The following is a 10,684-nucleotide window of genomic DNA, read 5'->3' on the forward strand; positions in this document are numbered from 1 at the left end:
GACTAAAGTCAATAGAGCTTCTCCAAACTACTGCGTTTTATAATTCTAACTATATAAACAAAGGAAGCCGAGCACTTTGTCCCAGCTTCTTATATAAAAATAATTAGTGATTTCCACTGCGTGACACGAACTTGATTTTAAAGAAATCACCACGTTTGTAGGCTTCGCTATACTCTAAAATTTGTCCTGTACTTTCTAACTGTGTTGTTTTTACTTGGAAGACGGTCGGGAAGTTTGTGTCAATGTCCAGTAATGTTGCAACAGCTTCTGGTGTCGGGAAGATAATTTCATTAGTTTCTTCAAAGTGCTCATCATTCATGTGAATATGATAGTCTTGTTTGAAGCGATTGTAGATAGAGCTGTAATATTCAAGATCTGGATAATTTGCGTTGATATATTGCTCTGGGATATAGGATTGATGATAGATGTAAGGAGTATCTTTCGCTTTACGAAGTCGCTCGATTTTATAGTAAAATTGATGTCCCTTCAAATCTAACTTATCAAGAAATTTCAAGTCGTTTCCGCGCTCGATCGATAAAACGGTCACTTGATCATTTTGGGTAGGAAATATCTCAACGTCAGAAAATTCAACGAGTTTGTGCTTACGCGCGCGCGACACAAATGTTCCTTTTCCTTGCTGACGAATGATATATCCGTCTTTTGCTAGCTCATTTAAAGCTCTGACAACAGTAATAGAACTCACATCGTACATTGTGATTAGCTCAGCTTCTGTATAAAATTTATCTCCATTCTCAAATTGACCCGAGATAATCTTGCTTTTGAGTTCGTCTTTAATGTATTGGTATTTAGGGATTGCCATGTTATTCACCTCTCTTTCGCTTCCCTCTCATAAAAAATTTTACCATAATTTTTCTTAAAATGGTTAAATTTATTAAATTTTTCAAAAACTATTGACATTTCATACAAAATATATTATATTAACCAATGTAAACGATTGCAAAATCGAAGATTTGTTGTGTGAAAGAAGGAAATGATTTGGCAAGATTTGAGATTAAAGAAGAATTTTATCTGAATCAACAGCCTTTTAAAATATTGTCTGGTGCCATTCATTATTTTCGGATTCAGCCAGATGATTGGTATCATTCGCTTTATAATTTGAAAGCTCTGGGCTTTAATACGGTAGAAACCTACATTCCATGGAACGTCCATGAACCTCAGAAAGGGCAGTTTTGCTTTGAGGGGATCTTGGATTTGGAGAAATTTCTTCAAATTGCACAGGATTTGGACTTATACGTTATTCTTCGTCCGTCGCCTTACATTTGTGCAGAATGGGAATTTGGTGGTTTGCCGACTTGGCTTTTAGAAGAAGATATGAGAATTCGTTCTTCTGACCCTGCTTATCTTGCAGCAGTTGCTAGTTATTACGATGAATTGATGCCGCGCTTAGTCCCGCATCTTTTGGAAAATGGCGGCAACATTCTCATGATGCAGGTCGAAAATGAATATGGCTCGTATGGCGAAGATAAGGAATATTTGAGAGCTGTTCGAGATATGATGTTAGAGCGAGGTGTGACTTGCCCGTTATTTACGTCAGACGGGCCTTGGCGTGCGGCGTTGAGGGCAGGAACGCTTATTGAGGATGATGTATTTGTAACGGGGAACTTTGGCTCCAAAGCAAAAGAAAATTTCGCGCAGATGCAGGAATTCTTTGATGAACATGGCAAGAAGTGGCCGCTCATGTGTATGGAATTTTGGGACGGTTGGTTCAATCGTTGGAAGGAGCCGGTTGTCACGCGAGATCCAGAAGAGTTGGCTGAAGCGGTTCACGAAGTCTTGCAACAAGGCAGTATCAATCTTTATATGTTTCACGGGGGCACAAATTTTGGTTTTATGAATGGCTGTTCAGCGCGAGGAAACATTGATCTGCCGCAAGTAACGTCTTATGATTACGAAGCTCTCCTTGATGAACAAGGAAATCCAACACCTAAATACTTTGCTATTCAGCAAATGTTAAAAAAATATTATCCAGAGTATCCACAAATGGAGCCTTTGGTAAAAGAATCGTTTGAGTTAAAGAATATTCCGCTCAGTGAGAAAGTTAGTTTATTTGAGACTTTAGAAGATGTAGCGCAGCCAATCGAGAGCTTGTATCCTATGAAAATGGAGGAGTTGGGCCAAAATGTTGGTTATCTGCTCTATCGTACAGAAGCGGAATGGGATGCGGACGAGGAACGGATTCGTGTCATTGATGCGCGTGACCGCATGCAGCTTTTTGTCGATGAAGAGCTTGTCGTCAATCAGTATCAAATGGAAATTGGTGAAGACATCTTTGTTCCCGGCAGAAGCAATCCACGCATCAGATTGATATTTTGATAGAAAACATGGGGCGTGTTAACTATGGGCATAAACTTTTGGCAGAAAGCCAGCATAAAGGTATTCGCACAGGAGTTTGCAAAGATCTTCATTTTATGCTCCATTGGAAACAGTATCCATTAGAGTTGAAAAATCCAGAAAAAATTGATTTTACGAAAGAATGGCATGAAAATCAGCCAGCTTTCTATGCGTTTGACGTTGAATTGAAAGCGCTTAAAGATACTTATCTGGAGTTGACCCACTTTGGCAAAGGAATCGTCTTTGTCAATGGTGTCAATATCGGTCGCTTCTGGGATGTCGGACCGACCTTATCGCTGTATATTCCACATGGTCTCTTAACTATCGGAAAAAATCGTATCATTATTTTTGAAACTGAAGGGAAATACAGCGAATTTATTCATTTAGTTCACAAACCTACATTTAAAACAATAAAGGGGGCAAAATTATGACAATTGTAGGGAATCGGATTGATGGACGTTTGATCCATGGGCAAGTAGCTAATCTTTGGACTACAAAATTAAACATCTCACGTATCATGGTAGTAGATGATGAAGTGGCAGAAAATGCTATTGAAAAAAGCGGCTTGAAATTGGCGACACCAGCTGGTGTGAAATTGAGTGTTTTACCAGTTGCAAAAGCAGCAGAAAATATTCTAGCCGGCAAATATGATAGCCAACGCCTGCTCATTGTTGCGAGAAAGCCAGACCGCTTTTTGAAATTAGTAGAAGCAGGCGTGCCAATTGAAACACTCAATGTAGGCAATATGTCGCAAACACCTGAAACGCGTTCTATCACACGCTCAATTAACGTAGTAGATGAAGACGTGGTAGTATTTAACAAGTTGCATGAAAAAGGTGTGACAATAACAGCTCAAATGGTTCCAAATGATCCAGTTGAAGACTTTATGAAATTATTGAAATAAATTTAGGAGGTCATTGTTATGATACAATGGTGGCAAATTCTCTTACTGACGCTGTATTCAGCGTATCAAATTTTGGATGAGTTGACGATTAACTCATCAGCTGGCTCCCCTGTTTTTGCAGGTTTTATCACTGGTTTGGTCATGGGAGATTTGAAGACTGGCCTATTTATTGGTGGCAGTCTCCAGCTCGTTGTGCTTGGGGTTGGTACATTCGGTGGTGCCTCTCGGATTGATGCAACGTCTGGTGCGGTTCTTGCAACAGCATTCGCTGTGGCAACAGGTATGAAATCAGAACTCGCTATTTCAGCTATTGCCGTTCCGGTAGCAGCCTTGCTGGTTTATACAGACGTTCTTGGACGTTTCTCTACGACTTACTTTGCACATCGTATTGATGCAGCGGTTGAAAAATTTGACTACAAAGGCATTGAACGCAATTACTTACTAGGTGCCATTCCATGGGGACTTTCACGTGCCCTTCCAGTATTTCTGGCTTTGTGGCTCGGTGGAGATGCTGTAAAAGCCTTCTCAGACTGGCTTGCCAATAATGCACAATGGATCGCAGACGGATTGATTCTTGCAGGTAAAATGCTTCCTGGTGTCGGTTTTGCAATTTTGCTTCGTTACCTTCCGGTCAAGAAAAATCTTCATTATCTTGGTTTAGGTTTTGCCATTACAGCTATGTTGAAAGTTGTTTTTGACTATATTTCAACATTGGCAGCTGCTTCAGGAGCTGTCAAACAAATCGCTACAGCTCTTGGTGGTGCAAAATTTGAAGGTCTACCAATGATTGGGATTGCGATTATTGGCTTTGCCTTGGCAACAATCAACTATAAAAATGCGACTAATAAACAAGTCGTGACTGTTGCTGCAGAACAATCAGAAAGTGGGGAAATTGACGATGACGAACTCTAATTACAAATTAACAAAAGAAGATTTTAACCAAATCAACCGTCGTAGTCTCTTTACTTTCCAATGGGGTTGGAACTACGAGCGTATGCAAGCGTCAGGCTATCTTTATATGATTTTGCCGCAATTGCGCAAGATATATGGAGACGGTACGCCAGAATTAAAGGAAATGATGCGGACACATACGCAATTCTTCAACACATCTAACTTTTTCCATACTTTAGTAACAGGGATTGATCTAGCACTTGAAGAAAATGAAGGAGTTGCGGCTAAAGATACCGTTACAGGGATTAAAACCGGTTTAATGGGGCCATTTGCAGCGATTGGCGATGCGATTTTTGGTTCTACTATTCCTGCTATTATGGGTGGTCTGGCTGCTGGACTTGCTGTTGAAGGCAATCCTCTTGGAATTTTCCTTTGGATAGCTGTGACAATCGCAATCAATGTCTTCCGTTGGAAACAATTAGAGTTTGCCCACAAAGAAGGGGTGAAATTAGTTACAACCATGCAGGACAAATTGTCTGCCATCACAGATGCTGCAACAGTTCTTGGTGTTTTCATGGTGGCGGCCTTGATTGCTACGATGATTAACTTTAAATTTACCTATACACAAAGTTTTGGTGGTGTAACCTTCAATCTTCAAGAAACATTGGATAAAATCTTCCCGCGTTTGGTTCCGGCATTGTTTACTGGTTTTGTTTATTGGCTGCTTGGTAAAAAAGGTATGAATTCAACCAAAGCAATCTTTATTGTCATTATTATTGCAATTGGTGTTTCTGCGCTTTCACACTTTACTCATACGCCAATCTTAGGTGTTTAAAAGGAGCTTTTCTATAAATGACAAAACAACTTGTACTGGTCAGTCACGGTCGCTTTTGCGAAGAATTGAAGAAAAGCACCGAAATGATTATGGGGCCACTGGACTTCATTCATACAGTTCCTCTGCTTCCAGAGGAAGGAATAGACGACTTTACTGCTAAATTTTCAGCGACTGTAAAAGATTTAGGTGATTATATCGTCTTTGCCGACCTGCTTGGTGGAACACCTTGCAATGTCGTTAGCCGTCTGATTTTGGAAGGACTCCAAATTGAACTTTATGCAGGGATGAATATGCCAATGGTGATTGAATTTATCAATTCTGCCCTAACTGGCGTAGAAGCAAAATATATCGAAAAAGCGAACAAATACATCGTGAAAGTCAATGATGTATTAGCAGAAATGAACGATGACGAAGATGAATAAAGGAGTGTCCAGCTAATAGTCGCTGAAAAACACGTCCTTGCTTGAATTGCTCCAATGAGCAATCTGTATAACTAAGGGGGCTGGGGCAAGAAAATGGATTTCTTTGAAATCATCATTTTCCCACTCCCTTTCTTTTAGTTAGCATTGCAAAGCAGAAAGGAGAACCATGCTAGATTATACAAAGGAAGACTTGATTGAATTAGGTGCGGAAATCACCACACGGGAAATCTATCAACAGCCACAAGTTTGGCAGACGGCTTTTGAAAATTATAAAGCGCAATCTGATGAGATTGTAGCTTTTCTAAATGGGATTGGTGAAAAGCATGATTATATCAAGGTTATTTTGACAGGGGCTGGGACATCAGCCTATGTCGGAGATACCCTTTTGCCTTATTTCAGAAAGATTTACGATGAACGCAAGTGGAACTTTAATGCCATTGCAACGACAGATATTGTCGCTAATCCGCTTGCTTATCTGCACAAGGAAGTGACGACCATTTTGGTTTCCTTTGCTCGTAGTGGCAATTCACCAGAGAGTGTTGCGGCAGTTGACTTGGCAAAAGACATAGTTGAGGAACTTTACCAAATCACGATTACATGCGCCGAAGAAGGTAAATTAGCCCAGCAAGCACACGGTGACGAACGCAATTTGCTCTTGCTCCAACCTGCACCGTCAAATGATGCTGGCTTTGCCATGACATCGAGCTTTACGTCTATGATGTTGACAGCCTTGCTCGTCTTTGACAAAGCAGATTTAGCTGCAAAAGCCGAAAAAGTTTCTACTTTGATAGCCTTGAGCCAAGAAATGTTAGACTCGGCAGAAGCGATTCAAAAGATGGTTTCCTTGGATTACAATCGTGTCATTTATCTGGGAGCAGGTCCTTTCTTTGGCTTGGCGCATGAAGCTCAGTTGAAAATTTTAGAATTGACAGCAGGACAAGTGGCAACGATGTATGAAAGCCCAGTCGGATTCCGTCACGGTCCAAAGTCGTTAGTGAATGAAAAGACGGTCGTTGTGGTGTTTGGATCGACAGATCCCTACACCAAATTATACGACCTTGACTTAGTACGAGAAGTAGCCGGAGATGAGATTGCCCGCAAGGTAATTTTATTGACAGAACAAAAAGAAGATTTGGAAAATATTGAACAAGTCATTCTTTCTAGTCAACAGCTAGCAGATGATGTTTATCGCGTATTCCCTTATATTGTTTATGGTCAATTATTTGCCTTGTTGACAGCCCTCAAGGTGAAAAATCGTCCAGACACACCGTCTCCGACAGGCACCGTCAACCGTGTTGTGCAGGGTGTTATCATTCACTCATTTGACAAAGAATAGGAAGGAATCCATGGAAAAATTAAGGATTAGTCACGAAAAATTAGCACACTTAAAGAATCTTTCAGATGAAAATGACATTATTGGAGCTTTGGCGATTGACCAGAGAGGTTCGTTGAAAAAAATGCTGGCAAGTGGCGCACATGCTGTATCAGGAAATGAAGCATTGATTGAATTTAAACAATTGATTTCCAGTCAGTTGACTCCGTATGCAACTTCTATCCTTTTGGATCCAGAATTCGGTGTACCTGCTACCAAATTACGTGCGCCAGAATGCGGTCTTATTGTTGCTTATGAAAAAACGGGCTATGATGCGACGACAGAAGGGCGCCTGCCAGACTTGCTACCAAATTGGTCAGCCAAACGCATGAAAGAGTTGGGCGCTGACGCGGTCAAGGTTTTGATTTACTATGATGTAGATGACAAGCCTGAAATCAACGACATCAAACAAGCCTGGGTAGAGCGCGTAGGAAGCGAATGTGTGGCAGAAGACATTCCTTACTTCCTTGAAATCTTGACTTATGATAGGAAGCGTGCTAGTGTAGTAGATGCAGATTATGCGAAAGTAAAACCACACAAAGTCAATGAAGCCATGAAGCTCTTTTCAGATCCACGCTACAATGTTGATGTCTTGAAAGTGGAAGTACCGGTCAATATGAATTTTGTCGAAGGGTTTACGAAAGGCGGAGTTGAAGCTGTCTACAACCTCGCGGAAGCCAAGACATTTTTCAAAGAGCAGTCTGATGCAACTCATCTGCCCTTTATTTTCCTGAGTGCTGGAGTTAGCGCAGATCTTTTCCAGGAAACGCTGAAAGTAGCGCATGAAGCAGGTTCTCAATTCAACGGTGTCCTTTGCGGACGTGCTACTTGGAAAGATGCAGTTACGGTCTTTGCAGATCAAGGAGCAGATGCAGCTAAAGCTTGGCTAGATGAAGCGGGGCGTCAAAATATTGAATACTTGAATCGTGTTATACGTGAAACAGCTGTTTCGTGGACGGAAAAACTAAAAATTTAAAATAGGAAAACATAAATTTGTAATAAAAATAAGGAAAGTTGTATGAAATCTTATCAAGAAGCTATTTTTGGAACATTTCAAGGAAAAGATATTGTTGCTTATACATTTGAAAATGACTTGGGCTATCGTTTGAAAGTCATGACTTATGGTGCGACTGTCTTAGAGTATGTCACTCCGGATAAAAATCATGAATTTGCAAATATCGTGGTGGGGTTTGATCATTTTGATGCCTATGTAGGCAACAGCCCTAAATATGGTGCAAGCGTCGGACCAGTTGCAGGACGGATTGCAAAAGCACAGTTTGAGCTGAATGGCGAAACCTATCAGTTAGAAGTCAACAACGCAGAAAATTGCAATCATAGCGGTTCTACTGGCTGGGACAGTGCTATTTTTCAAGTTGAGGAAGTCACAAATGAAGGCGTCACTTTCTATACCGAACGTGCAGATGGAACGGGTGGTTTTCCGGGAAATCTGAAAGTCTGGGTTTCTTATACTTTAACGGAACTAGGTGAGTTAGAGATTTCTTACCAAGTTCAGACGGACAAGGATACCTTGGCCAATCCAACCAATCACAGTTACTTCAACTTATCAGGCAATTTCAGCCAACCAATTGATAACTGTATCTTGCAGCTAAATACCTCAGGGGTATTTCCAATCGCACCAGACGGCGTACCTGCTAAAGTCGCTGATTCAAACCGCAATTTTGTCAAAGACTTAACAAAAGGTGTGACTTTGAAAGATATTTTTGCCAATCAAGATGAGCAGATTCAGATTGTGTCCGGTCTGGATCATCCATTTGCATTGGAAAAAGGAGAGAAGGAAGCAGGTTCCTTGTATGATCCTAAATCCGGTCGCCTTTTGACATTTAAAACAAGTGCGCCTTGCTTAGTGACTTACTCAGCAAACTTTGTAGATGATACGGTCATTTTAAATGGACAATCCATGATTCAACACAATGGCTTGGCTCTTGAAACCCAAGCCCTACCAGATGCCATTCACAGCGACCTGAAAGCTGATGTTATCTTGAAAGCAGGTGAGGTTTTTACCAGCACAACCATTTATCATGCAACAAGCAAATGAAAATGAATATTGAAAACGGCAGTACATTTTTCTGTCGTTTTTGATTTAAGACATTTAGTATCATCAAACATTATCATAATCTCATTCCTTTTGATTTCTATTTGTAAAATCTAAGGTTAAACCAGCTTACCAACCTGATTTTTTGCTATAATAGTATCTATGAGTAGAATTTTGGATAATGAATTGATGGGAGACGAGGAGCTCGTAGAGCGCACATTGCGTCCCCAGTATTTACAAGAATACATCGGTCAAGACAAGGTCAAAAATCAACTGAAAATTTTCATTGAGGCAGCTAAACTGCGAGATGAAGCACTAGATCACACGTTGCTTTTTGGACCTCCAGGGTTGGGAAAGACCACTATGGCTTTTGTCATCGCCAATGAGCTAGGAGTTAATCTCAAGCAAACTTCTGGTCCGGTCATCGAAAAAGCAGGCGATTTGGTGGCAATCTTGAACGATTTGGAGCCGGGAGATGTTCTCTTTATTGATGAGATTCACCGCTTGCCTATGTCTGTTGAAGAGGTGCTCTATAGCGCTATGGAGGACTTTTACATTGATATTATGATTGGCTCTGGCGAGACCAGTCGTAGTGTTCACTTGGACTTGCCACCGTTTACCTTGATTGGAGCAACGACCCGAGCTGGTATGTTGTCCAATCCTTTACGGGCTCGTTTTGGCATTACTGGTCACATGGAATATTATGCAGAAGCAGATTTGACCGAGATTGTGGAGCGAACGGCAGAAATCTTTGAAATGGACATCACTCATGAAGCAGCTGAAGAATTAGCACTGCGTAGCCGAGGCACGCCTCGGATTGCCAATCGACTTCTTAAACGCGTACGAGATTTTGCTCAGATTATGGGTGACGGGCTGATTGATGACCAAATTACTGATCAAGCGCTGACGATGCTGGATGTGGATCAAGAAGGCTTAGATTATGTGGATCAGAAGATTCTCAAGACCATGATTGAGGTTTATGGCGGCGGGCCAGTTGGTCTGGGGACTCTGTCTGTCAATATCGCAGAAGAGCAGGAAACGGTAGAAGACATGTATGAGCCTTATTTGATCCAGAAAGGATTTGTTATGCGAACTCGAACAGGGCGCGTGGCAACTCGTAAAGCTTACGAGCATTTGGGTTATGAATATTTGGAGAAATAACATGCTGTCCGAAAAAGAGATTTTACATGCGTTTTCATCAGACCGAGATATGATGACTATCTTACAGATTATCTATGACTTGCAATTGAAAAACAGCTGGCTTTGTGCTGGTTCGGTGCGAAATTTCATCTGGAATATCCTGTCGGACAAGCCCGGCTTTGATACAGAGACGGATGTGGATGTGATTTTCTTTGACCCAGATGTTTCTTATGAGGAAACACTCAACATTGAAAATCGGCTCAAGCGAGAATTTCCACATTACCATTGGGAAGTCAAGAATCAAGTCTATATGCATATCCACAGTCCAAATACCCAATCTTATATTAGCTCGCAAGATGCCATGAGTAAATATCCAGAGCGCTGTACAGCTGTGGGTTTACGTTTGTTGGATAATAGACAGCTGGAACTCTTTGCGCCTTATGGCTTAGACGACATTCTCCATTTTCGTGTTCAGCCGACTCCGCATTTCCTAGAAGATGCAGATAGGAGACAGCTCTATAATATGAGAATGCAGAAAAAAGATTGGCAGAAGAAGTGGAACAATCTTCAAATTGAATTTCTTTAAAATTTCTCAAAAATAGTAAAATCTTTAAGAAAAATTTAAGTCAGAATCGGTATACTATAATTACAAGTTGAGAAGAACTTAACTTGAACTCCTAAAAACTTTTCTTTTTCATAATAATCTCCCTATAAG

At 40.9% G+C, this 10,684-nt stretch carries 10 protein-coding genes and 1 pseudogene; 10 read left to right on the top strand and 1 reads right to left on the bottom strand.

Going from position 1 to position 10,684, the window contains the following annotated elements; genetic code table 11:
- Positions 1 to 103: 103 nt before the first annotated feature.
- Positions 104 to 820: a GntR family transcriptional regulator gene (locus HMPREF2887_RS03850; RefSeq protein WP_021001162.1), complete on the bottom strand. Its 717-nt coding sequence runs from the start codon at positions 818 to 820 to the stop codon at positions 104 to 106.
- 176 nt (positions 821 to 996) lie between these two features.
- Here HMPREF2887_RS03850 and HMPREF2887_RS03855 point away from each other — a divergent pair.
- The 10 genes and pseudogenes from HMPREF2887_RS03855 to HMPREF2887_RS03900 all read left to right on the top strand — a co-directional run bounded on the left by HMPREF2887_RS03855 (position 997) and on the right by HMPREF2887_RS03900 (position 10,555).
- A pseudogene (locus tag HMPREF2887_RS03855) lies at positions 997 to 2,783 on the top strand (glycoside hydrolase family 35 protein).
- A complete protein-coding gene (locus HMPREF2887_RS03860; RefSeq protein WP_021001164.1) occupies positions 2,780 to 3,256 on the top strand; it encodes a PTS sugar transporter subunit IIB in 477 nt (158 codons plus the stop codon). Before HMPREF2887_RS03855 ends, HMPREF2887_RS03860 begins: the two are co-directional and overlap by 4 nt.
- 18 nt (positions 3,257 to 3,274) lie before the next feature.
- Positions 3,275 to 4,168 (top strand): PTS mannose/fructose/sorbose/N-acetylgalactosamine transporter subunit IIC, encoded by an 894-nt coding sequence (locus HMPREF2887_RS03865; RefSeq protein WP_084740566.1) that lies wholly within the window; start codon positions 3,275 to 3,277, stop codon positions 4,166 to 4,168.
- Positions 4,155 to 4,982: a PTS system mannose/fructose/sorbose family transporter subunit IID gene (locus HMPREF2887_RS03870; RefSeq protein WP_003027209.1), complete on the top strand. Its 828-nt coding sequence runs from the start codon at positions 4,155 to 4,157 to the stop codon at positions 4,980 to 4,982. Before HMPREF2887_RS03865 ends, HMPREF2887_RS03870 begins: the two co-directional genes overlap by 14 nt.
- A 17-nt stretch (positions 4,983 to 4,999) precedes the next feature.
- Positions 5,000 to 5,404, top strand: coding sequence for a PTS sugar transporter subunit IIA (locus tag HMPREF2887_RS03875; RefSeq protein WP_021001165.1), 405 nt, complete (start codon positions 5,000 to 5,002; stop codon positions 5,402 to 5,404).
- 166 nt (positions 5,405 to 5,570) lie between these two features.
- Positions 5,571 to 6,740 carry an SIS domain-containing protein gene (locus HMPREF2887_RS03880; protein ID WP_057489501.1) on the top strand — a complete coding sequence of 390 codons (1,170 nt, stop codon included), beginning with the start codon at positions 5,571 to 5,573 and terminating at the stop codon, positions 6,738 to 6,740.
- Between the two features lie 10 nt (positions 6,741 to 6,750).
- Positions 6,751 to 7,752 (top strand): tagatose-bisphosphate aldolase, encoded by a 1,002-nt coding sequence (gene lacD / locus HMPREF2887_RS03885; protein ID WP_021001167.1) that lies wholly within the window; start codon positions 6,751 to 6,753, stop codon positions 7,750 to 7,752.
- Positions 7,753 to 7,794: 42 nt separating this feature from the next.
- On the top strand, positions 7,795 to 8,832 hold the full coding sequence (locus tag HMPREF2887_RS03890; RefSeq protein ID WP_003027213.1) for an aldose epimerase family protein: 1,038 nt from the start codon (positions 7,795 to 7,797) through the stop codon (positions 8,830 to 8,832).
- A gap of 159 nt (positions 8,833 to 8,991) precedes the next feature.
- Positions 8,992 to 9,990 (top strand): Holliday junction branch migration DNA helicase RuvB, encoded by a 999-nt coding sequence (gene ruvB / locus HMPREF2887_RS03895; RefSeq protein ID WP_021001168.1) that lies wholly within the window; start codon positions 8,992 to 8,994, stop codon positions 9,988 to 9,990.
- A gap of 1 nt (position 9,991) precedes the next feature.
- Positions 9,992 to 10,555, top strand: coding sequence for a nucleotidyltransferase family protein (locus tag HMPREF2887_RS03900; protein WP_021001169.1), 564 nt, complete (start codon positions 9,992 to 9,994; stop codon positions 10,553 to 10,555).
- The last annotated feature ends 129 nt before the right edge of the window (positions 10,556 to 10,684 follow it).

This window comes from Streptococcus sp. HMSC071H03, assembly GCF_001813035.1.
Lineage (GTDB): Bacteria > Bacillota > Bacilli > Lactobacillales > Streptococcaceae > Streptococcus > Streptococcus anginosus.

Bases quoted from the DNA above. Each gene is read 5' to 3' on its own strand.
- HMPREF2887_RS03850 (WP_021001162.1), bottom strand. From the start codon at position 820: ATGGCAATCCCTAAATACCAATACATTAAAGACGAACTCAAAAGCAAG.
- HMPREF2887_RS03860 (WP_021001164.1), top strand. From the start codon at position 2,780: ATGACAATTGTAGGGAATCGGATTGATGGACGTTTGATCCATGGGCAA.
- HMPREF2887_RS03865 (WP_084740566.1), top strand. From the start codon at position 3,275: ATGATACAATGGTGGCAAATTCTCTTACTGACGCTGTATTCAGCGTAT.
- HMPREF2887_RS03870 (WP_003027209.1), top strand. From the start codon at position 4,155: ATGACGAACTCTAATTACAAATTAACAAAAGAAGATTTTAACCAAATC.
- HMPREF2887_RS03875 (WP_021001165.1), top strand. From the start codon at position 5,000: ATGACAAAACAACTTGTACTGGTCAGTCACGGTCGCTTTTGCGAAGAA.
- HMPREF2887_RS03880 (WP_057489501.1), top strand. From the start codon at position 5,571: ATGCTAGATTATACAAAGGAAGACTTGATTGAATTAGGTGCGGAAATC.
- lacD (WP_021001167.1), top strand. From the start codon at position 6,751: ATGGAAAAATTAAGGATTAGTCACGAAAAATTAGCACACTTAAAGAAT.
- HMPREF2887_RS03890 (WP_003027213.1), top strand. From the start codon at position 7,795: ATGAAATCTTATCAAGAAGCTATTTTTGGAACATTTCAAGGAAAAGAT.
- ruvB (WP_021001168.1), top strand. From the start codon at position 8,992: ATGAGTAGAATTTTGGATAATGAATTGATGGGAGACGAGGAGCTCGTA.
- HMPREF2887_RS03900 (WP_021001169.1), top strand. From the start codon at position 9,992: ATGCTGTCCGAAAAAGAGATTTTACATGCGTTTTCATCAGACCGAGAT.